Source organism: Lentzea sp. NPDC006480, from assembly GCF_040611995.1.
Classification (GTDB): Bacteria; Actinomycetota; Actinomycetes; order Mycobacteriales; family Pseudonocardiaceae; genus Lentzea.
In genome coordinates, this window is the sequence record NZ_JBEXPJ010000001.1 from 192,734 (window position 1) to 214,874 (window position 22,141).

Annotated in this window: 18 protein-coding genes; 9 read left to right on the plus strand and 9 right to left on the minus strand. The window is 68.3% G+C overall.

What is annotated here, in order from left to right:
* Positions 1 to 62: 62 nt before the first annotated feature.
* A complete protein-coding gene (locus ABZX92_RS00925) occupies positions 63 to 455 on the plus strand; it encodes a hypothetical protein (protein ID WP_355551959.1) in 393 nt (130 codons plus the stop codon).
* Here ABZX92_RS00925 and ABZX92_RS00930 read toward each other — a convergent pair.
* Together ABZX92_RS00930 and ABZX92_RS00935 are read right to left on the minus strand one after the other, a co-directional pair.
* Positions 432 to 1,226: a metalloregulator ArsR/SmtB family transcription factor gene (locus tag ABZX92_RS00930; RefSeq protein ID WP_355551961.1), complete on the minus strand. Its 795-nt coding sequence runs from the start codon at positions 1,224 to 1,226 to the stop codon at positions 432 to 434. The two genes, ABZX92_RS00925 and ABZX92_RS00930, sit on opposite strands and share 24 nt — an antisense overlap.
* A gap of 33 nt (positions 1,227 to 1,259) precedes the next feature.
* Positions 1,260 to 2,702, minus strand: a complete 1,443-nt coding sequence (locus tag ABZX92_RS00935) for a neutral zinc metallopeptidase (RefSeq protein WP_355551964.1) — start codon at positions 2,700 to 2,702, stop codon at positions 1,260 to 1,262.
* Between the two features lie 182 nt (positions 2,703 to 2,884).
* On the opposite strand from ABZX92_RS00935, the gene ABZX92_RS00940 reads away from it, so the two are divergent.
* The 4 genes from ABZX92_RS00940 to ABZX92_RS00955 all read left to right on the plus strand — a co-directional run bounded on the left by ABZX92_RS00940 (position 2,885) and on the right by ABZX92_RS00955 (position 5,913).
* Positions 2,885 to 3,478 (plus strand): DUF6230 family protein, encoded by a 594-nt coding sequence (locus ABZX92_RS00940; RefSeq protein WP_355551967.1) that lies wholly within the window; start codon positions 2,885 to 2,887, stop codon positions 3,476 to 3,478.
* Positions 3,469 to 3,891, plus strand: coding sequence for a DUF6114 domain-containing protein (locus ABZX92_RS00945; RefSeq protein WP_355551970.1), 423 nt, complete (start codon positions 3,469 to 3,471; stop codon positions 3,889 to 3,891). The genes ABZX92_RS00940 and ABZX92_RS00945 overlap by 10 nt, the downstream gene beginning before the upstream one ends.
* Positions 3,888 to 4,613 (plus strand): hypothetical protein, encoded by a 726-nt coding sequence (locus tag ABZX92_RS00950; RefSeq protein ID WP_355551973.1) that lies wholly within the window; start codon positions 3,888 to 3,890, stop codon positions 4,611 to 4,613. Before ABZX92_RS00945 ends, ABZX92_RS00950 begins: the two co-directional genes overlap by 4 nt.
* 103 nt (positions 4,614 to 4,716) lie before the next feature.
* The gene (locus tag ABZX92_RS00955) at positions 4,717 to 5,913 is read left to right on the plus strand and encodes a cytochrome P450 (protein ID WP_355551976.1); all 1,197 of its coding nucleotides are present in this window, start codon (positions 4,717 to 4,719) and stop codon (positions 5,911 to 5,913) included.
* 219 nt (positions 5,914 to 6,132) lie between these two features.
* Here the strand turns inward: ABZX92_RS00955 and ABZX92_RS00960 are convergent, their stop codons facing one another.
* The 6 genes from ABZX92_RS00960 to ABZX92_RS00985 form a co-directional block, all read right to left on the minus strand.
* On the minus strand, positions 6,133 to 7,506 hold the full coding sequence (locus ABZX92_RS00960) for a neutral zinc metallopeptidase (RefSeq protein WP_355551979.1): 1,374 nt from the start codon (positions 7,504 to 7,506) through the stop codon (positions 6,133 to 6,135).
* Positions 7,507 to 8,040: 534 nt separating this feature from the next.
* The gene (locus ABZX92_RS00965; RefSeq protein ID WP_355551982.1) at positions 8,041 to 8,193 is read right to left on the minus strand and encodes a hypothetical protein; all 153 of its coding nucleotides are present in this window, start codon (positions 8,191 to 8,193) and stop codon (positions 8,041 to 8,043) included.
* Positions 8,194 to 8,254: 61 nt separating this feature from the next.
* Positions 8,255 to 10,510, minus strand: coding sequence for a 1,4-alpha-glucan branching protein GlgB (gene glgB, locus ABZX92_RS00970; RefSeq protein WP_355551985.1), 2,256 nt, complete (start codon positions 10,508 to 10,510; stop codon positions 8,255 to 8,257).
* 4 nt (positions 10,511 to 10,514) lie between these two features.
* A complete protein-coding gene (locus ABZX92_RS00975) occupies positions 10,515 to 11,825 on the minus strand; it encodes an aminoglycoside phosphotransferase (protein WP_355551988.1) in 1,311 nt (436 codons plus the stop codon).
* 5 nt (positions 11,826 to 11,830) lie between these two features.
* Positions 11,831 to 13,639, minus strand: coding sequence for a maltose alpha-D-glucosyltransferase (treS, locus tag ABZX92_RS00980; RefSeq protein ID WP_355551991.1), 1,809 nt, complete (start codon positions 13,637 to 13,639; stop codon positions 11,831 to 11,833).
* 85 nt (positions 13,640 to 13,724) lie between these two features.
* Positions 13,725 to 15,701: an alpha-1,4-glucan--maltose-1-phosphate maltosyltransferase gene (locus ABZX92_RS00985; protein WP_355551994.1), complete on the minus strand. Its 1,977-nt coding sequence runs from the start codon at positions 15,699 to 15,701 to the stop codon at positions 13,725 to 13,727.
* 240 nt (positions 15,702 to 15,941) lie between these two features.
* Here ABZX92_RS00985 and ABZX92_RS00990 point away from each other — a divergent pair, with 240 nt between their 5' ends.
* A complete protein-coding gene (locus ABZX92_RS00990; protein WP_355551996.1) occupies positions 15,942 to 17,507 on the plus strand; it encodes a protein kinase in 1,566 nt (521 codons plus the stop codon).
* Here ABZX92_RS00990 and ABZX92_RS00995 read toward each other — a convergent pair.
* Complete coding sequence (locus tag ABZX92_RS00995) at positions 17,482 to 17,835, minus strand: Imm1 family immunity protein (protein WP_355551998.1); 354 nt, start codon at positions 17,833 to 17,835, stop codon at positions 17,482 to 17,484. The two genes, ABZX92_RS00990 and ABZX92_RS00995, sit on opposite strands and share 26 nt — an antisense overlap.
* Before the next feature lie 116 nt (positions 17,836 to 17,951).
* On the opposite strand from ABZX92_RS00995, the gene glgP reads away from it, so the two are divergent.
* From glgP to ABZX92_RS01010, 3 genes are all read left to right on the plus strand, one after another.
* Complete coding sequence (gene glgP, locus ABZX92_RS01000) at positions 17,952 to 20,537, plus strand: alpha-glucan family phosphorylase (RefSeq protein ID WP_355552000.1); 2,586 nt, start codon at positions 17,952 to 17,954, stop codon at positions 20,535 to 20,537.
* Positions 20,538 to 20,839: 302 nt separating this feature from the next.
* Positions 20,840 to 21,388: a hypothetical protein gene (locus ABZX92_RS01005; protein ID WP_355552003.1), complete on the plus strand. Its 549-nt coding sequence runs from the start codon at positions 20,840 to 20,842 to the stop codon at positions 21,386 to 21,388.
* Between the two features lie 241 nt (positions 21,389 to 21,629).
* Entirely contained in the window at positions 21,630 to 21,953 is a 324-nt protein-coding gene (locus tag ABZX92_RS01010) for a hypothetical protein (protein WP_355552006.1), read from the plus strand.
* Positions 21,954 to 22,141 lie beyond the last annotated feature (188 nt).

Consider the following 22,141-nt stretch of genomic DNA (forward strand, 5'->3'; position numbering starts at 1 on the left):
ACCCCCAGGACGGTCAGTGGTGCTACAGATTTGCGAAGGCGGAGATCGCAGGGTTGGTCACCATGGCCTTCATCGCGATTCCCCGCTGTTCGCCCGCTTTCGCCGAGCTCTCCAACGCCAGCCGGTGGCGTGGCCGTGTGTTCACGGGTGCGGGCCTCGCCCTGCTGCCGTGGCTCGGGTACCTCGCGGGCACGTTGCCGCCCGCCGAGGCCATGGGCTGGGTCGTCCTCGACGGACTGGAAGCCGTCGCGTTGCTCTCCGCTGGGACTCGTTTGCTGCGCGGCGATCCCCGTTACCGCGCGCCCGCCGCCGCCGCGGGTGCGCTGCTGCTCGCCGATGCCTGCATCGACGTCGCCACCTCAACCGGGCAGGAACTGGCTGTTGCTGTTGTCCTGGCGGTGGTGGTGGAACTTCCGCTTGCCGTCTTGTGTTTACGGGCGGCGGCGTTCCAATAGGACGGTGTCTCGCCATTCGCCGTGGTGCTGGGCGATTCGTTCGCGGACGCCCACGGTTCGGAAGCCTGCTCGGTGGTGCAGGGCGATGCTGGCGCGGTTCTCGGGGAAGATCACGGCTTGCAGGGTCCACAGGCCGTCGGCGTCGGCGGCGGAGACTTGGTGGTGCAGCAGGGTTTTGCCCACGCCTCGGCCCTGGTGCGAGGCGCTGACGTAGATCGAGGTCTCGGCCACACCGGAGTAGCACTCGCGGGCGGAGACGGGGGCTGCGGCTGCCCAGCCCGCGATCGTGCCGTCCACCAGGGCGATCCAGCGGTGGTCTGGGAGCCACTTGGATTCGAGGGTGCGGCGGGAGGGGACGTCGGTTTCGAAGGTGGCGTTGCCGGTGGCGATGCCTTCGCCGTAGATGCGGCGGACATCCGCCCAGTCGGAAGCTGTCATCGCGCGCACGACCACGCCGGAGACCGGGGTGACCGAGCCGGAGGTCAATGCGCCCATGACGGCGTCGGCGGCGTGGGGGAGGCCCGTGCAGCACGCCGGGTTGACGGTGACGAGGGTGGTGGTGCCTTCGCGTTGGACTTTGACGAAGCCGACCTCGGCCAGTTTGCGGACGTGGTGCGAGCAGGTGGACTGGCTCACGCCCAGAAGCGTCGTCAGTTCGCCGACGGTCACCGCACCAGGGGCTGAGGCCACGTGGTGGAGCAGGCGGACGCGGGTCGGGTCGGACAGGGTCGAGAACCACGAGGCGTAGGTCGCGGCTTCATCGGTCAGCACGACACCGAGTATCGACGGGCGTCGATAGAAGAATCAAACTGAATACTTTTTGACGCAGTAGCCGGAGCCTCGGTAGAAGCCGTCGCCGAAGGCTTCCACGCGGGCGAAGCCGGAGGGGACGGCTTTGCCGTTCACGTCGGCAGCGATGAGGCTGTGGTCGGCCAGGAGCTCGGCCACGGCTTCGTCGAGATCGCCGGGTGAGAGCTTGAGGCCCGCTGCGGCGTCGGGGCGGTTGGTGAGGCCCGCCCAGGCTCCGGTCAGGCAGGCGGTGCGCTGGCCTGCTGCGTCGTCGTCGAGTTTGAAGCCCGTGGCGTGCTGGATGGAGAGCGAGAACCGCGAGGCGATCACGGCGAAGGCCGCGAAGTCGCCGATGCCGCCCTTGGAGCCCTTCTTCGGGGGCGTGCCGATCTTCACCAGGGACGGGAGGTCCAGCTGGACCTGGTTCAGCGACGGGCAGTACGTGGCGGGAGAGGTGGTCTGGGCGTCGGGGCAGGGCTTGATGCCCGTCTTGTCCCAGGCCGGGAAGGCGGCGCCGCTGGCCTTGTAGGCGTCCCGGAGTGACTCTTCCAGGGCCTTGAGGTACTTGTCCTGGTTGATCTGGGCGTTGCCGCGGCCCTGGCCCTGGTCGGAGTCGGAGAGGTCGAACGGGCGCTCGGTGATGCGCTTGTTGATCTCGGCCTCGTTCATCTCGGCGCAGCGGGAAGCCCCGCGCGTGAAGCCGAACTGGAACGACGAGACCCGATCGAAGGCGCTGCCGTGGGCGCCCTGCTTCTCGAACGACGAGCCGGCGGCGTCGCGGATGAAGAACATCGTCTGCAGGACCTGGTTGAGGCCCTCGCCGGTGCTGAGCTCGAAGTGCTTGGACTTGTTCTCGGCGATCCAGCGCATGAAGACGCCGGTGTAGCAGTCGGCCTGCTGCTCCTTGACGATCGACGGGGTGTTGGCGCCGATGTTGGAGGCCGGGCCGAGCTTGTACTGGACGGCGTGGCCCATCTCGTGGGCCAGGACGGTCACCACGGCCATCGGGCCGAAGGAGTCCTTGAGCATCGGCAGCAGCTCGCCGCGGTCCCAGGTGATGCTGTCGTCGAGGGCGCAGTAGAACGCGTTGGCCACGCCCGCGGTGTTCTGCTTGCAGACCTCGACGCCCTTGCCGTTGGAGTTGTAGGAGATCAGGCGCTTCACCGGCTCGAACGTCTTCCCCGCGAACGACCGGGGAATCTCGGCCTTCCAGAACTCCTGGACGTCGGCGAGCGTGTTGATCGCGAGGCGGTCCATCTCGCCGCCGTCGCCGTTCTCGACGCTCAGGTCCGCGTCCGGGACGCCCTGCTTCAGGCCCGAGGGGCCGTTGGAGATCTCCAGGCCCGCGACCTTGGTGGGATCGGGGCGCTCGCCCTTCGGCTCACCCTCGACCACGGAGGCGCAGGCGGTGAGCGCTGCGGTCGCGGCCAGTGCGACGGCGATTCGTCCGATCCCCATGAGCCGGAACCCTACTAACAGCGGTTCACGTCCGTGACGCAAGGACCAGGGGCGAAACGTGAAACAGCCTCACCCCCTGGGGTGATTTCAAGACTGCGCGGACTCGTTTTCGTTGTCCCACCGATGTTTCGGAGCGCACAGTCCAGCCCTGCAAGCCTTCGGTGTGGAAGGAGTTTGGCGGTATGGGTAGAACGCGCTGGGCACGGTTCGTCGGGGTGCTCGGTATTGGTGCCGTGGGTGCTGGTGTCCTCCTCTTCGGCATGTCCCAGGGAGCGCTGGCCGCCTCGTTCGCGGTGTCCGGCACGAGCTTCAAGGTGGGCGCGGAGAACTTGACGGGCAAGGGCTTCGTCCAGTTCGGCGGTGTGGACGCGGGCGCGAACGGGCAGGTGCACGTCGTCGCGGTCAGCGGCTTCAAGACCGCGACGCTCGACAAGTTCTGCCAGTCGGTGTTCGTGCCCAACATGCCGATCGTCGGTGACGTGACGATGCGCATCACCGCGGCCGACGTGGGTGGTATGTCCGCGGACAACCTGGTCGTCGGCCTGACCGACCTCAATGGTGACCTGGTGCTCGGCAACCCCGACATCGGCGTTGACGCGAGCAAGGTGACCAAGGGACCGGACGGCCTCAGGGGTCTGCCGGGTTCGTTCGGCCTGCAGGCTGACACGGCGAACATCGGCAACCTGCAGCAGACGGCCTGGTCCACGACTGCTCAGACCATCAGGTTCAAGGGCATGAACCTGACCATCCGCCAGGGGAAGCAAGAGTGCTTCTGAGGTTCTGGCGCGGCTTCACCGCGTGGCGACGTGGCCGGCCCTTCTGGGCCGGCCTGTTCGTGGCCCTGGGCGCGCTCATCATCCTGTTCCCGCCGTACGCCGGCCTGAAGCTCGGCGACATGGTCATCTCGATCCAGACGCTCGGTGGCGTGTCCGCGCTGCTGATCGGCTCGTTGCTGGTCCTCTGCGCGGTGTCGTTGTGGGTGGCGCCCAAGTTCCGGCTGGCAGCGGGCATCGTCACGGTGCTGCTGTCGCTGGTCGCGCTCGTCGTGACCAACCTCGGCGGCTTCCTGGTGGGCACCATCCTCAGCCTGCTCGGCGGCGCGCTCGCCGTGGCGTGGACGGACAACCCCAAGGAGCCCAAGAAGGCCAAGAACGGCACCGAGCCCACCCAGAGGGTCCAACCCACATGATGCGAACACAGCCGATGGCCGCGGTCGCCATGATCGCGGTCCTGGCGCTGCAACCGCCGTCGAGCACCGAGCCGCCGCTTTCCAGCAGCAGCTCACCGGTTCCGACGACCAGCTCGGAGCCACCCCCTGCGTCCAGCAGCAGCGCCACTCCACCGCCGGCGTCGTCGTCCGTGCCGACTCTTCCGCCCAGCACGGAGCCGCCTTCGTCGTCGGCACCCCCGCCACCGGCCCCTGCCCCGGTGGCGGAGGGAGGGCGCTCCTGGACGCTCACGGCGTCCCGGCTCGACCTCAACTTCCTCAACTTCGTCGGGGTGACCGACTCGGTGGTGAACGGCCAGGTCGTCAAGGTCCTGAAGTTCACGACCGAGGAAATGAAGATCAAGGACCTGGTGCAGACCGCGGACGTGCAGCCGGGCTTCAAGCTCGTCACCGCGGCGCGGGCCGGCTCCACTTCCACCGTGGACCGCAAACCGGTGAACGGCCAGGAGGTGCCACCGCCGCTCATCGAGCTGTACACGGTGCAGCTCAAGGGCAACCTGAACTTCCTCGGGCTCAAGATCCCGGTCAACTACACGGCCGCGAGCCCGCCTCCCCTGAACGTGCCGTTCGTGACGTTCACCGAGGTCACGGTGCGCAACACCGACCTCAAGGGCGGCAACCTCACGATTCCTGGCGCACGGATCTCCATCGTGTCCGACCAGGCGCCGGTCGAACGGCGCTGACCGAACGTCACTGAGGGCGCCACCTGATCGGCTCAGCTGTGTGCACCGGTGTCCGTGTTATCTGTTGTCGCGGACACCGGGATCACGGAACGGGGAGCGCGCGGTGGGGGAAAGCCTCGAAGATCGGATCCGTGGTTTCGACCACCACGACCAGGCTGTCGTGCCGACCATTCACGAGCTGCTCGCGGACCTGCGCAACGAGTGCCCGGTCGCCCGCAGCGAGGCCTACGACGGGTTCTACGTGGTGTCGAAGCAGGACGACATCGTGACCGTCGCCAAGGACGGCGAGACCTTCAGCGCGGCCGTGCAGGGGCTGGGGGCGGTGGCGATGGTGCCGGACGCCGAGACCACCCGCGCGCCGCTGTTCGAGTCCGATCCCCCGGAGCATTCCGGCTGGCGGGACGTCCTCCAGCGCTTCTTCACACCACCGGCCGTGCGCGCACACGAGCCGTTCATCCGGCAGGTCACCGATCAGGTCGTCGACGAGGTGGCGCCGCGCGGACGGTGCGAGGTGGTGGGTGAGCTCGCCGCGCGCATCCCGTCGTTGGTGATCGCCGAGGTCATGGGTGTGCCGCGAGACCGCCAGCACGAGCTCGCCGCGTTGACGCGCGACCTGGTGGCGCCCACGTCGGTGGAGGACGCGCATCGCGCCGGTGCCGGCCTGGTCGAGTTCCTGCGCAACGAGATCGCGGAACGCCGCACCCGCCCGGACCAGACGGGCGACGTGCTGTCCGCGGTCGTCCACGCCGAGGTGGACGGACGAATCGCGACCGACGCCGAACTGCTCAAGCACGCGTTCCTGATGGTCAGCGCGGGCTTTCTGACCACCGTCGACACCATCTCCAGCCTGATGCTGCAGCTCGCCGAGGACCACGCGACCCGGCGCCAGGTCACCGCCGCCCGAACGCTCGTGCCGAGGCTGATCGAGGAGATCGTGCGGCACGAGTCCGCGGTCGCCGCGACCGGACGCACCGTGCTCGCCGAGACCACGCTCGGCGGTGTCGACCTGCGTCCCGGCGACCGGCTGCTGCTGGCGTGGGGCTCGGGCACGCGCGACGAGCAGTACGTCGACGACCCCGCCGACTTCCGGCTCGACCGGCAGCAACGGGGACGCGACCTCGGCTGGGGCTCCGGCGTGCACCGGTGCCTCGGCATGCACCTGGCCCGCCTGGAGCTCGGCATCGTGTTCGACAAGATCCTGACCGCGATCCCGGAGTTCGAGGTCGAACCCGGCACCGAGCCCGAACGCACCTACGGCGTCCTACGCGGCGTACGCCACCTGCACCTGACGTGGCACTAGACGGTTGATTCCAAGGCGTTGGCTCTGTTGGCGTCTGCGAGTACCACCAACTCTTGATCAAATCGCCGCTGACCACACCCAACCGGCCTGGAACCGGCCGTCGCCGACGCCCCGTGGCGCGGCCAGCCCGGCTTGCGTCATGGACGTGGGCCGAGGCTCGGTACTTGCAGACGCCGTGGCCACCGGGCGGGCGTGAGGCGCGCCCTTGGAATCAAACGTCTAGAGGCCGCACTTCTTCGGGCCCTCGAACACGCCCTCCCGGAACCGCGCCACTCGCGCGAACCCCGGATCCACCGCGTCCTCACCCTTCACGTCCCGCGCCGCGTAGTCGAACTTCAGCAGCACGGTCACGGCCTCGTCGAAGTCACCCGGTGACAGCCCGAACTGGCTGCCCTGCCGCTGGAACACCGCGCCCGTGTACGCCCCGGCCAGGCACAGGGCGGACGCGGAGGCCTGCTCGCCCTCGGTCGGCTTGCCCAGGACGGCCAGCTCGGCCATGGCGTACCGGGTCGCGATCAGCGTGCCGGTCGCGTAGTCGCCGAGCTCCTTGTGCAGCAACGGCAGCTCGTCCTTGGTGTCGATCTTGATCGTCTTGTCCGCCGGGCAGTACGCCACCGGCCCCTGGTCGCCGGAGCAGTCCGGCTCGGTCTGCACACCCTCGGCGCGCGGGGACGGCCAGGTCTTGCCGGCCGTGGTGGCCAGGGTCTTGAAGTAGCCGTCGAGGTCGGGCGTCACGGACTTGAGCATGTCCGCGAACGGCAGGTTGCCGCCGTTCGCGCGGTCGGCGGTCGTCGTGAAGGCGCGCTGGGTGAAGGTGCGGTTCTGCACGGACATGGCCCCGCAGAACTTCGTGCCCTGCTCGTAGCCGTCCTGGAACGCCGCCACGCGGTCGAACGCGCTGCCGTGCGCCTGCTCGTCCTCCGGGGAGGTGCCGACCGGGTCGCGGAACGTGATCAGCGCGCCCAAGGCCTTGTCCAGCGAGTCCGCGTTGATGTCGAGGCGAGCGGACTTGCCGTCGGTCACGTTGCGCACGAACGAGCCCGCGAAGCAGTCGGCCTGGGCCTCGGTGAGGATCGTCGGGTACTTCTCCGGCTCGCGGCGCTCGGCCTCGGGCGTGATGCCCATGCGGTTCTGCACCGCGTGGCCGATCTCGTGGGCCAGCACGACGACCACGGCGGCCTCGCCGAAGCGGTCCTGCAGCACCGGGAGCAGCGACGCGCGGTCCCAGGCGATGGCGTCGGCTGCCGGGCAGTAGAAGGCGTTGCCCTCGACGTCGGCGGCCTTCTGCGTGCACGGCGGCGGCTTCGCGGAGGCGTCGGCGGTGTCGACCGAGTAGTAACCGCCGGTCAGCGACTTCCACGGCTTGTTGAACGACGCCGGGAACGCCTGCTTCCAGAACTCGTCGATGTCGGTGAGGGCGGTGGCGGCCAGCTTGTCGATGGGGCCGTTGTCCGTGCCCCTGACCTGGATGGTCTCGGAGGACGCCTCCTTCTTCACCACCTTCGCGGCACGCGGGCGACCGGGGACCTGGGCCGTGCACCCCACCGCGAGCAGAGCGGTGAGGACGACCAGCGCGATGCTGCGGAGCGGCATGAGGCCATTGTGCCTGTCGGTCGGCTTGAGGGGCGTCCTACTCGTCGAACTCAGGCGCATACAGAAGCCAACGTGCCGCGGACTGATCAGGTTCACCGGGCTGAAGTCCATCGGCGGACTTACATTTCCAAGCGTGCGCGAATTCCTGTTCGCCGCGTTGCTCCTCCTCGGCCCTCCCACCGGGGCCGATCCGGTCATGCCCGGCTGCCTCGGAGGCATCGCGCCGAACCCGCGCACCGGCATGATCATCGGGCCTGGCCAGGTCAGCTCAACCCTCGACGCCATCCCCGGCGGCATCTACGACCTGTCCGTCTGGGCGGGCAGCAAGCGACCGGGACCCGCGACCGCGATCGGGCTTGAGTTCGAGGACCAGGCCAATGTCCAAACCGGACGGACGTACGCCCGCTGGCCACAACAGGACAAGCGGTACAACACGTACGGCATGATCGCGCCGCAGAACGCCGCCACCGTCCGGTTCTTCGCGACGACGACCACCGAGGTCCACTGGACCTGCGTGTTCCTCAGAGTGTCCGCCTACGACCTCAAGCTCGAAGCCGCGCGGAACACCCTGACGATCACCGTCACCAACACCGGCAGCGTGCCGCTGACCGGCCTGAAGCTCACCGGCTGCCCGGACACCACGCCGTTCGACCTGGTGGACCAGGTCGTCCGCAGCTGCCCCGGCACCGCACCGGCGACCGCGACGGTGTCCGGCGCGCTCTACTGGAACGGAGCGCTACCGGACAGGTCAGTCAGCCTTGATCACCGGCAGGGCCTCGGTCACAGAGTCGGACGCGGAATCGGACACAGCCTCGGTCGCGGAATCGGACACAGAATCGGGCGCGACCTCGGCGGCGGGGTCGGGAACCAGCCACAGCACACCGGACGGCGGCAGCTGCAGCAGAGCGGAGTACGGCCGCCCGTGCCACGGCTTGGCCTCGGCCTCGACGCCACCCAGGTTGCCCACACCCGAACCGCCGTAGTGCACGGCATCGGTGTTGACGAGCTCCTTCCACCGCCCGGCGGAAGGCAGCCCGACCCGGTAGTCGTGGTGCGGCATCCCGGCGAAGTTCGCCACGCACGCCAGCGTTGACCCGTCCTCACCCACGCGCAGGAACGACAGCACGTTGCCCGCGGAGTCGTTCGCGTCGATCCACTGGAACCCCTCCGGCGTGACGTCGTGCGAGAACAACGCCGCCGCCGTCTTGTACACCGAGTTCAGATCCCGCATCAAGGACTGGATGCCCTGGTGCAGGCCACCCTGCTCGACGAGGTGCCAGTCCAGCGAACGGGACTCCGACCACTCCTGCCGCTGCCCGAACTCGCCGCCCATGAACAGCAGCTGCTTGCCCGGATGCGCCCACATGAACGCCAGCAGCGAACGCACGCCCGCGGCCTTGTTCCAGTCGTCGCCCGGCATCCGCTGCCACAGCGAGCCCTTGCCGTGCACCACCTCGTCGTGCGACAGCGGCAGCACGAAGTTCTCGCTCCACGCGTACACCAGCGAGAACGTCATCTCGTTGTGGTGGAACGACCGGTGGATCGGCTCACGCGACAGGTAGTGCAGCGTGTCGTGCATCCAGCCCATGTTCCACTTGAACCCGAACCCGAGCCCACCAAGATGCGTCGGCCGCGTCACGCCCGGCCACGCCGTCGACTCCTCGGCGACCATCACGACACCGGGGTGCCGGCGGTACACGGTCGCGTTCAGCTCCTGCAGGAACCGCACCGCGTCCAGGTTCTCCCGGCCGCCGTACTCGTTGGGCAGCCACTGACCTTCCGGCCGTGAGTAGTCGAGGTAGAGCATCGACGCGACGGCGTCCACGCGCAGACCGTCGAGGTGGAACTCCTCGATCCAGAACAGCGCGTTCGCCACCAGGAAGTTGCGGACCTCGTTGCGCCCGAAGTCGAAGACGTACGTGCCCCAGTCGAGCTGCTCACCACGGCGCGGGTCGGCGTGCTCGTACAGCGGCGTGCCGTCGAACTTCGCCAGCGCCCAGGCGTCCTTCGGGAAGTGCGCCGGCACCCAGTCGACCAGCACGCCGATGCCGCGCTGGTGCAACGTGTCCACGAAGTACCGGAAGTCGTCCGGCGACCCGAACCGCGAGGTCGGCGCGTAGTACGAGGTGACCTGGTAGCCCCACGAACCGCCGAACGGGTGCTCGGCGACGGGAAGCAGCTCCAGGTGCGTGAAACCCATGTCCTCGCAGTAGTCCGCGAGCTCGACGGCCAGCTCCCGATAGCCCAGACCGGGCTTCCACGACCCGAGGTGCACCTCGTAGATCGACATCGGCGCGTTCGACCACTGGGTGGCCTCGCGCCGCGCCTCCCACTCCGCGTCCTGCCACTGGTACTCGGACCGCGTGACGACCGAGGCGGTCTGCGGCGGCTTCTCCGTCGCGAACGCCATCGGGTCGGCCTTCTCGTGCCACACGCCGTGCGCGTCGAGGATCCGGAACTTGTACCGCGTGCCCGCGGGGACGTTGGGCAGGAACACTTCCCAGACGCCGGAAGAACCCATGGAGCGCAAGGGATTCGCGCGCCCGTCCCAGCCGTCGAAGTCACCCGTCACGCGCACACCGCGCGCGTTCGGTGCCCAGACCGCGAACGAGACACCGGTGACGTCACCGGAAGCTGTTTCGTACGAACGGATGTGCGCGCCGAGCACGTCCCACAGCCGCTCGTGCCGGCCCTCGCCGATCAGGTGCAGATCGAGCTCGCCGACGGTCGGCAGCCATCGGTACGGGTCGTCGACCTCGACCGTGCGGTCGCCGTAGGACACGAGCAGCCGGTAGTCGCCGGGCGCCTCGGGCAGCTCGCCCTCGAAGAGCGCGTCCGCGATGCGTGGCAGCTCGACCTGCTTGTCTCCCCACGACACCGCGACCGACGTGGCGCCGGGCCGCAACGCCCGTGCGATCACCTGGTCGCCGACGGTGTGCACACCCAGCACCGAGTGCGGGTCGTGGTGCGCACCGGACAGGAGCCGGTCCAGATCGGCCTTCACGTTTCTACTCGCCTCCGCTGGTCATCCGGGCGATCGACGACAGCGGAACCGTCAACCACTCCGGCCTGTTGGCGTGCTCGTAAGCGACCTCGTAGACCGCCTTGTCCAGTTCGAACGCGCGCAGCAGGTGCGCGTTGTCCCGCGGGTCGGCCGCCACCTCGGCGTACCCGTCGCAGAACGCCGCCCGGTTGCGCTTCGTCCACTCCATCGCGCGGTAGGCGAGCTGGTCGTCGTCGGGCTGGCCGACGAGCAGCTGCCGCGCCGCGTAGTCGAACGACCTCAGCATCCCCGCCACGTCCCGCAACGGCGACTTCAGCATGGTGCGGGTCTCGACGCTCGCCGCGGGCTCGCCCTCGAAGTCGATCAGCAGCCAGCCGTGCACGGTCCGCAGCACCTGGCCGAGGTGGAGGTCGCCGTGGACGTGCTGGATCGGGATCTGCCCCAGGTGTTTGCGCGCGTCCTCGAACGTCGCCCGCAGCGGCTCCTCGTACCGGCTGAGCTCCGGCACCGCCTGCAGCGTGGCGTCGAGACGTCGTTGCATGCCCGCGATGGCACGCCCGACCGCGTCGTCGTCCGCGAGCCGGGTGCCGAGTGCTTCCGCGAGGTCCGCGTGCACCTTGGCCACGGCGTGGCCGAGCCGCCCGGCCTCACCCGCGAAGTCGCCGCCGACCTCGTCCGCGTGGAGGTCGGCCTCGGCCATCAGGTCGCGCACCGACGTGGTGGCCATGGCCCAGCCCTCGACCGCGTCCGGCAGGAACTCCTGCAGCATCGCGAGGGTGACCGGTTCGCCGTCCAGCACGGTCGAGATCGACCCGAGCGGCTGCGCGATGTGCTCGCAGCCGACGGACCGCAACGCCCGGTGCAGCACCAGGTCGCGGTTCTCGCCGCGGGCGAGCTTGCGGAAGATCTTCAGGATGTACTGCTGGCCGTAGATCAGCGACGTGTTGGACTGCTCGACGCCGATCGGCCTGCCGCGCAACGAGGTGCGCAGCTCGACACCCGGCTCGTGGGCGAACGTGATGTCACCCACGCGGTCCCCGGCCGCGATCTTGGCCAGCAGTAAGCCGTTGCGTTCGGGATCGGCCGTCGCGTCGAAACCGTCGGAGTGCTCGCTGATGAGGAGCTGGTACTCCTCGGTGCGGCCGGGCTGCTCGACGTCGACGATCACGTGGACCAGGTCGTCGGACAGCGCCGTCGTCCGAAGTGGACGGACGGCGGTGATCGGCCGGTCCTTGCCGCCGAACCAGCGCAGGGTGGGCAGAACGTCGGGCAGTGTGGAGACCAGCTTGTCGGTGAGCTCGTCGGGATCGATCACGCGGTTCACCTCATCTCGCTGTCGTCGCCCGCCTCTACCAGCTGGAACCAGTAGAAACCGTGACCGGGAAGGGTCAGCAGGTACGGGAGTTCCCCGATCGAGGGGAATTTGACACCTCCGGTGAGCTCCAGCGGCGTGTAGTCGCGGTGCTCGGAGAGGTCGAGCTCGACCGGTTGCGGGAAGCGTGACAGGTTGTTCACGCAGAGCACGATGTCCTCGCGGCCGTCGGGGCGCTTCCACAACCGCTTGAACGCCAGCACGCTCGGGTTCGAGCCGCCCAGTTCGCTGAAGTCGCCCTCCGCGAACGCGTGGTGCTGCTTGCGCACCTCGATCATCCGGCGGGTCCAGTTGAGCAACGACGACGTGTTGTTGAGCTGGGCCTCGACGTTCAGGCCCTGGTAGCCGTAGACGGGGTCCATGATCACCGGCAGGTAGATCCGGCCGGGATCACAACTGCTGAAGCCCGCGTTGCGGTCCGGCGTCCACTGCATCGGCGTGCGCACGGCGTCGCGGTCCTGCAGCCAGATGTTGTCACCCATGCCGATCTCGTCGCCGTAGTACAGAACGGGCGAGCCGGGCAGCGAGAGCAGCAGTGCGGTGAACAGCTCGTGCTGGTTGCGGTCGTTCTCCAGCAACGGGGCCAGGCGTCGGCGGATGCCGATGTTCGCCTTCATCCGCGGGTCCTTCGCGTACTCCGTGTACATGTAGTCGCGCTCTTCGTCCGTGACCATCTCGAGCGTCAGCTCGTCGTGGTTGCGCAGGAAGATGCCCCACTGCGCGTTCTCCGGGATCGACGGCGTCTGCGCCAGGATCTCCGAGATCGGGAACCGCGACTCGCGCCGCACCGCCATGAAGATGCGCGGCATCAGCGGGAAGTGGAACGCCATGTGGCACTCGTCGCCGCCGATCTCCGGGTCACCGAAGTACTCGACCACGTCCGACGGCCACTGGTTCGCCTCGGCGAGCAGCACCCGGCCGGGGAACTCGTCGTCGACGACCTTGCGGCACTTCTTCAGGAACTCGTGCGTGCGCGGCAGGTTCTCGCAGATCGTGCCTTCCTCCTCGAAGAGGTACGGCACGGCGTCGAGGCGGAACCCGTCGATGCCGAGGTCGAGCCAGAAGCGCAGGATGTCGAGCATCGCCTCCTGCACCTCCGGGTTCTCGTAGTTGAGGTCCGGCTGGTGGCTGAAGAAGCGGTGCCAGAAGAACTGGCCGCGCACCGGGTCGTACGTCCAGTTCGACGACTCGGTGTCGACGAAGATGATCCGCGCGTCGGCGTAGCGCGAGTCGTCGTCGCTCCACACGTAGTAGTCGCCGTACGGGCCTTCCGGGTTCTGCCGCGACTCCTGGAACCACGGGTGCGCGTCGCTGGTGTGGTTGAGCACCAGGTCGGTGATCACCCGGATCCCGCGCCGGTGCGCCTCCTCCAGCAGGTACACGAAGTCCTCGACGGTGCCGAACTCCGGCAGCACCGCGCGGAAGTCGCTGATGTCGTACCCGCCGTCGCGCAGCGGCGAGGCGTAGAACGGCGGCAGCCAGAGGCAGTCGACGCCGAGCCACTCCAGGTAGTCGAGGCGGGAGGCGAGTCCTCTGAGGTCACCGGTCCCGTCGCCGTTGGAGTCGCTGAACGCGCGGACGAGCACCTCGTAGAAGACCGCGCCCTTGAACCAGCTCGGGTTCGCCGACGCCGGCTGGGCTGACTTGAAGTCCTCGGCCTGAGGCTCGACCAGCATTCCCTGGTCGTCGACGGCCTCACCGGTGTGCGGAACGCCTTCCAGCCCCAGCGCCGCGTCGGGACGGGTGTCTTCACTCATGATTTCCCACCTCGTCGGGGGTGTAGTGGTTCTCGATGAACGGCGCTTTCGTTCACCTCAGGTGTGCGAATGCGTCGTTCATCGATCAGCTGAAGCGGCGCTGCAGGCTGACGACGTGTGCGGTGGCACGCCAGGGCTCGAGCTTGACGTAGTTGGCCTGGCCCCAGTCCCAGGTCTCGCCGGTGACCTCGTCGTGCGCGATCACCCGTTCGTGCCAGTCGAACCCGAGCTCCGGCAGGTCGAGGTACAGCGTCCCCTCCTGCGCGTTGTGCGGGTCGAGGCTCACGACCACGACGACCGTGTCGCCCGTCTCCGGATCACGCTTGGAGAAGGCGACCAACGCGTCGTTCTCGATGTGCTGGAACTTCAGCGTGCGCATCTGCTGGAGTGCGGGATGCGCCTTGCGGATGTGGTTCAGCTTGCGCAGCCACGGTTCCAGCGAGCGCCCGTCCGCCAGTGCACGGGCGTAGTCGCGTGGCCGCAACTGGTACTTCTCGGAGTTGAGGTACTCCTCGCTGCCCGGCTTCACCGCTTCGTGCTCGAACAGCTCGTAGCCGCTGTACACACCCCAGGTGGGGGAGAGCGTGGCCGCGAGAGCCGCCCGCAGCCCGAACATGCCAGGGCCGCCGTGCTGCAACGACTCGTGCAGGATGTCCGGCGTGTTCACGAAGAGGTTCGGCCGCGCCTCGTCCCAGTGATCGCGGAGGTCCTCACCGAACTCGATCAGCTCCTGCTTGCTCGTCCGCCACGTGAAGTACGTGTAGGACTGCGTGAAGCCGAGCTTGGCCAGACCGTAGAGCCGCGCCGGACGGGTGAAGGCCTCGGACAGGAACAGCGTGTCCGGGTAGACCTCCTTGACCTTCCAGATCAGCCACTGCCAGAAGTCCGGTGGCTTGGTGTGCGGGTTGTCGACCCGGAAGATCCGCACCCCGTGCTCGGCCCAGTGCAGGACCACGCGCAGCACCTCGTGGTAGAGGCCCTGCGGATCGTTGTCGAAGTTGATCGGGTAGATGTCCTGGTACTTCTTCGGCGGGTTCTCCGCGTACGCGATCGTGCCGTCCGGGCGGGTGGTGAACCACTCCGGGTGCTTGAGGACCCACGGGTGGTCCGGCGCGCACTGCAGGGCGAAGTCGAGCGCCACTTCGAGGCCGAGCTCGTGAGCCCTCTCGACGAGCGCGTCGAAGTCCTCGATCGTGCCGAGCTCCGGCGCGATGGCGTCGTGCCCGCCCTCGTCCGCGCCGATGGCCCACGGCGAACCGCAGTCCTCGGGGCCGGCGACGAGTGTGTTGTTGGGGCCCTTCCGGTTCACCCGCCCGACCGGGTGGATCGGCGGGAAGTAGACGACGTCGAAGCCCATCGCCGCGACCCGGTCGAGCTCCTTGGTCGCGGTGGCGAACGTGCCGTGCACCGCCTGGCCGGTCTCGTCGATCCCGCCGGTGCTGCGCGGGAAGAACTCGTACCAGGACCCGAAGGCGGCCTTGCGCCGGTCGCACCAGATCTTGTGCGTCTTGCCCTTGGTGAGCAGCTCGCGCACGGGGTGCTCGAACATGATCTTCTGCACGTCGGCGGCCATGGCGGGCGCGACGCGTTCGTTCAGAGGCCGGTCCTCGTCGCGGAGTGCTTCCGCCGCAGACATGAGAAGTGCTCGCTCTTGCCTGCGATCGGGTCGCCTTGCCACCCGATCGAGTAGAAGTGCGCCGAGTTCGAGATCGTTCGCGAGATCACCGGGACCCTGTCCCGCCGCGATCTTCACCTCGACGGCGTGGTTCCAGGTGCCCCAGGGGTCACTCCACGCGTCGATCCGGAACGTCCACGCGCCTTCGTGATCGGGAACGACCGTGGCTCCCCAGCGATCGAGGCCGATGCCGACCTCGTGCATTCTCGTCTGCCTGGCGACTCGGTCGTTCGGTCCGCGCCACGTGACTGTCGCCGCGAGCTTGTCGTGCCCCTCGCGCCACACCGTGGCCTCAACCGGAATGTGTTCTCCCACAACGGCTTTGGCTGGATACCTGCCAGCCGACACCACCGGGGATACGTCGTCGATACCGAGCCGTCCACTCATCGGCAGCGCCCTTCGCCGTGTCGCTCCGCGTTGCCCGTAATCCTGCCTTGCTCGATCAAGCGGCCTGTCAGCGGGTTACCCCATCCAGATCCGTACCCCGCCGATGTCGATCGCACACCTTGAACACTGTTCGTGTCCAGGGTCACTCGGCATCAGGTGACCACTTCACGTCCTTCCTCCAGTGGACCGTTCCCAGGCAACTCACATCGTTGCGAACGTGCTACAGGTAGCCTCCCGCGCGTGAACAAGCTTGGCGACCGCTACGTCCTGCTCGACCAGCTCGGCGCCGGCGCGATGGGCGTGGTGTGGCGAGCACGCGACGAGCTCCTGCACCGGGACGTCGCGGTCAAGCAGATGCTCCTGAACGACGTGCAGCCCGCGGAGGCGCACGAGGCGGTGCAGCGCGCGATGCGGGAAGGCCGGATCGCCGCCCGCCTGCAGCACCCGAACGCGATCGCCGTGTACGACGTCGTGCTCGACAACGGCAAGCCGTGCCTGGTGATGGAGTTCCTGCCGTCCAAGAACCTGTCCGCGATCCTGGACGAGCGCGGGCCGATGCCTCCCCAGGAGGCCGCCCGGATCGGGTCGCTGGCCGCCTCGGCGCTCGCCGCCGCGCACAACGCCGGGATCGTCCATCGCGACATCAAGCCCGGCAACGTCCTCATTGGACGCGACGGCCTGGTGAAGATCACCGACTTCGGCATCTCGCGCGCACTGGGCGACGTCGCGGTGACCAAGACCGGCATGCTCGCCGGCACGCCCGCGTACCTCGCGCCGGAGCTCGCCCGCGGTGCCGACCCCGCGCCGCCGTCGGACGTGTTCTCGCTCGGCGCGACGATCTACGCGATGACCGAGGGCGAGCCGCCGTTCGGCAAGAGCACGAACGACCTCGGCCTCCTTTACAAGGTCGCGCGCGGCGAGACCCGCCCGCCGATGCGCTCGGGCCCGCTCACGCCGCTGCTCGTGCGCATGCTGGCCAACGAGCCGTCGCAGCGGCCCACCGCGGCCCAGGCGGCGGCGGAGCTGAAGGCGATCTCCGAGGGGCAGGTCGTCCCGGCCACCGCCGTGATCCCGCCGCGCCCGATGACGCCGCCGTCCGGCACCGCCGTGATGGGTTCGGGTCCGGGTACCCAGGGGCCGCGCTCGATGCCGCCGCAGGCCCCGCGCACCCGCCCGCCCGCGCCCCAGCCCGCGTACGACGACTACGACGACTACGAGCCCGAGCCCGCGCCGAAGAAGAGCCGGGGCCTCGCGATCGCGGCCTCGATCCTCGCGGTGCTGCTGATCGCGGGCGTGGCGTACGCGATCATCCAGACCCAGGGCAAGAAGGACAACAGCACGGCGGGCCCCAGCACGTCGGCCTCGAAGACGACCTCGCAGACCAAGCCGCCTTCCAGCGCGACCTACGAGTCGCCGACGAAGACGAGTGACAAGCCGACGCAGACGACCGAGCCGAGCAAGCCGCCGTCGGCACCGCCCGCGACCAAGTTCACCAAGGCCCAGGTCGCCGACTTCGTGAAGCAGTACTTCGCGAAGCTGCCGCAGAACGCCGCCGAGTCGATCGAGGACTGGGACCCGGAGACCGCCCCGACCGAGAACGCCGAGAAGTCGTACTGGGGTGACTACACCAAGCTGGTGCTCAAGGGAAACCCGCTGGTCACGGCGTCCGACGACGGCACGTTCCAGGTGGCACAGGCCGCGGACCTGACCGAGTCGGAGACGAACAAGACCAGCCGTGAGGAGTTCACGCTCAAGATCTCCGGCAAGGGCGACAAGCTGCTCATTCTCTCCTTGAAGCGGCCCTGAACGACGCCCACCCGACGTCACTGGAGCGGTCCGCGTGCTCGACGAACCGCTCCAGCACGCCGATGATCACCTCGATCGGGTGCTCGCAGCCCGCGGGGAAGTCCTCGGTGGTGTCTTCGTCCGTTTCGTACGTGACGGGATCCTCGTTGAGGCCACCGGTCGTGATCCATTCGGTCCCGTCCGTCCACAGTGCGAACCCCACGCCGGGCCCGAGGCCGAGCGTCAGCGTCACCTCGCCACGCGTGTACGACCAGCACTCACGTTTGGCTGAGCGGTCGTTCGCACGCGTGTGGACGTACATCAGGAACTCGCGCGCCAACTCGGACATGATTCCAGTATCGGCTGTTCACGGGCGGTCCCCGTCTTGACCGGTTCTGCAAGTCGTTGCAGGTGTGACCGGGAACGTTGTCAGGGCCGCAGGGGTGGCAGGTAAGTTCGCTCGTCATGCGAGCACTTCGCCGGTTCACCGTCCGAGCCAGCCTGCCGGAGCCCCTGTCCGCGCTGAGCACGCTCGCCACCAACCTGCGCTGGACGTGGCACCCGCCCACGCAGGAACTCTTCGCCTCGATCGACCCCCGCGTCTGGTCCGAGGTGGGTGGCGACCCGTTGCGCCTGCTCTCCGTCGTCGACGCCGGGAAGCTGGAGTCACTCGCGAGAGATGAGCAGTTCCTCCTGAAACTGCACGCGCTCGCGTCCGACCTGGAGCGATACGTCGAGGGGCCGCGGTGGTACCAGCGGCGCCAGGACGAGATCGCCCAGCGCCGCGAGCACGGCGCGCCTGACACGCCGTTGCCCACGAGCGTCGCGTACTTCTCGATGGAGTTCGGCGTGCACGAGGCGCTGCCGAACTACTCGGGCGGTCTCGGCATCCTCGCCGGCGACCACCTCAAGGCAGCGTCTGACCTGGGCGTTCCGCTGATCGCGGTCGGCCTGCTCTACCGGTCGGGGTACTTCCGCCAGTCGCTGTCGCTCGACGGCTGGCAGCAGGAGCACTACCCGTCGCTCGACCCGCGCGGGCTGCCGCTGGAGCTGCTCACCGAGCCGTCCGGGCTGCCGTTGCTCGTGCACGTGGCGATGCCGGGCGACCGGATGCTGCGCGCGAAGATCTGGCGAGCGCGCGTCGGCCGGGTGCCGCTGCTGCTGCTCGACTCCGACGTGGAGCAGAACGACGAGGACCTGCGCGGAGTCACCGACCGGCTCTACGGCGGCGACCAGAACCACCGCATCCGCCAGGAGATCCTCGCCGGAATTGGCGGTGTTCGGGCGGTTCGCACGTTCTGCGAGCTCACCGGTCACGCCCAGCCCGAGGTCTTCCACACCAACGAGGGCCACGCGGGCTTCCTCGGCCTCGAGCGGATCCGCGAGTACATCACCAACGACGGCCTCGACTTCGACCAGGCGCTGACGGCCGCGCGTGCCGGTGCCGTGTTCACCACGCACACCCCCGTGCCCGCCGGCATCGACAGGTTCCCGGTCGACCTGGTCCAGCACTACTTCGGCGCCGAGAACCTGGTGCCGGGTGTGAACACCCAGCGCATCCTCGCGCTGGGTGCCGAGGACAACCCCGGCATGTTCAACATGGCCCACATGGGCCTGCGGCTCGCCCAGCGCGCGAACGGTGTGTCCAAACTGCACGGTGAGGTCAGCCGGGACATGTTCCGCGGGCTCTGGCCGAGCTTCGACGCCACCGAGGTGCCGATCGGGTCGGTCACCAACGGCGTGCACGGGCCGACGTGGGCCGCGGCCGAGATGAGCAAACTGCTCGGTGGGTCCGAAGCAGACAACCAGAGCTCGGGACTCGGGATCGGCGCGTTCGAGCCGGTCACCGACGCCGGGCTGTGGGAGCTGCGCAGCATCCTGCGCGGCCGGTTGGTGCAGGAGGTTCGCCGGCGGCTGCGCGAGTCGTGGCTGCAGCGCGGCGCGTCCGCGCTGGAGCTGGGCTGGACCGACTCGGTGTTCGACCCGAACGTGCTGACCGTCGGCTTCGCCCGCCGCGTGCCCACGTACAAGCGCCTCACGCTGATGCTGCGCGACCCGGAGCGGCTGCGTTCGCTGCTGCTGCACCCCGAACGGCCCGTGCAGCTCGTGGTGGCGGGCAAGTCGCACCCGGCCGACGACGGCGGCAAGGCGCTGATCCAGCAGATCGTGCGCTACGCCGACGACGCGGGAGTGCGGCACCGGATCGTGTTCCTGCCCGACTACGACATGTCGATGGCCCGGTACCTGTACTGGGGCTGCGACGTGTGGCTGAACAACCCGATGCGCCCGCTGGAGGCGTGCGGTACCTCGGGCATGAAGGCCGCGTTGAACGGTGGCCTGAACCTGTCCATTCGCGACGGTTGGTGGGACGAGCTCTACGACGGGTCCAACGGCTGGGCCATCCCGACCGCGGACGGCGTCAACGACCCGATCCGCCGGGACGACCTGGAGGCCAACGCCCTGTACGAGCTGCTCGGCTCGCAGGTGGCGCCGCTGTTCTACGACCGCGGCCAGGACGGCGTGCCGACTCGCTGGATGTCGATGGTCCGGCACACGCTGGCCTCGCTCGGGCCGGTCGTGCAGGCCTCGCGCATGGTCCGTGAATACGTGGAGACCTACTACGCGCCGGCCGCCGCGTCCGCGCAGACCGTCGTGGGCGAGGGCTTCCGCGGCGCCAAGGAGTTGTCCGCGTACCGGCACCGGCTGCGCGCGTCGTGGACGCGGGTGCGGGTGCTCGACAGCGACCTGGTGCTCGGCGGTTCGTCCGTGCCGGTGCTGGGCGCGCCGGTCATCGTGCGGGCACGGGTCGAGCTGGCCGGGCTGGAGCCGTCCGAAGTGGACGTTCAGGTCGTGCTCGGCAAGGTGTCGAACGACTCCGACGAACTGAAGGACATCGTCACCGCGCCGATGAACTACGCGGGCAACGGCAACTACGAGGCAGAGGTGCCGCTGCCGCACGCGGGAGCGCTCGGCTACACCGTGCGCGTGCTGCCGCGCCACGGCCTGCTCGCGACCTCCGCGGAACTCGGCAGGGTCGTTCTGGCTGGTTGATCGCTTCACGAGATCAACACAGGGCATCCAGTTCGCCTTCAAACGGCGGGCTGGATGCCCTGATGTGTTCGTCTTCTTTGTTTCCTGTTCACTGCTCGTGACCTCGCTCAGGCGTGTGTTCGATTCAGGGGCTTCCCTCAATCGAATGAGCACTTTTTCGAGTGGGTGAATTCGCGATCTCCGCTGGTAGGGGCGGTTGAGCGGGCATACGCTCTGTCGCATGGAATGAACCGCACCAGAATTCCTGCAATGGTTTTTCCGGCGCGGCTCCAGCGAATTGCGCATTGAGGAAGAAGGTAGCCGTGAAGAAAACGATTACCGCACTCTCGCTCGTTGCAGCTCTTTTCACCGCGTCATCGACCCCGGCTGCCCTGGCGACGCCCGCCGCACCAGAACTGCCGGCCGCCTGCGCCGCGATCGTGACCGACCTCGCCGGGAAGCTCACGAAAGTCGTCAGCAGCCTCCTGCCACTGCCGAACGTCGGTGCGGTGACACCGTTGATCGGTGACCTGCTCGGCCTGGTGACCGCGCTGCAGAGCTCCGGCTGCCTGCCCGCGCTGCCGACCAGCGGGCTACCGGTGCCGGTCCCGGTGAAGGGCGTTGCCGCCTACTCCGGCCCCGTCGACCAGTGCCTGCCGGTCGTGATGAACCTGATCTCGACCATCGCGGGTCTCGGCGGCACGATCCTCGGCGCCGCGGGAGGCGGCCTGCCGGACGTCGGAAAGATCACCGGGATCCTGACGACACTGCTGAAGACCGTCACCGAGCTGCTGAGCAAGTGCGGTCTGCCGGCACCGCCCGGTGGCCTGCCGGCACTGCCCGGCCTGCCTCTGCCGGTCGAGCACAGCTGATCTCCACGCGGGGTGGGAAAGGGCCCGTCACCGATCTCGGTGACGGGCCCTTTCCCTGTGCGCGCTCCGTAGTATTCCGTACCCGCCGGAATAGTTGTGGCGACCTGCGCGGTCACCCATTTGTCGCAGCTCAAGCGCTTTTCAGAATTGCACACAATGGTGCGACCGATTCGGTTTTCCTCGGATGATGTGGTTAGCCTTCGATTGCTCGATCCGCTGCAAGCAGAACGGAAAACCGCAGATGATCAAGAAAGCAATCGTCCTCGGAGTCGCACTCGCAGGCATGGGCCTGTTCGCGTCCTCTGCCCAGGCCGCTCCCAGCCCGAGCAGGGATGTGCTGGACACGCAGCTGGTGGGTCCCATCACGATCACCGCGCTGTCGCACAACCCGTGGACCCACGGCAACGGCAACGTCACCGGGTCGGGCAACATCGGAGGCAATGGCAACAACGTCGGAAACAACAACAACGGCGGTATCGGCAACAGCAACGGCGGCGGCGGCAACAACGTCGGCGCGGGCAACTCGGGCGGGAACGGCAACAATTCGCCCGGTTTCCCCGGCTGATTCAGCCTGCTGATCTTCGCGAGGCTGATCTTCGAGGCGAGTGGCGTGGCCGGGGGCGTGACGGGCTGATTCTTCTCCCGGCACCATTCCGGCCACGCCGCCGGCTGATCATCGGGTGAGGGCGGGCAGGCTCTCGCCGCTGCACTCCGGTGTCGTGCGGTCAGCTGGTCGCTGGGGTGGGCGGCGAG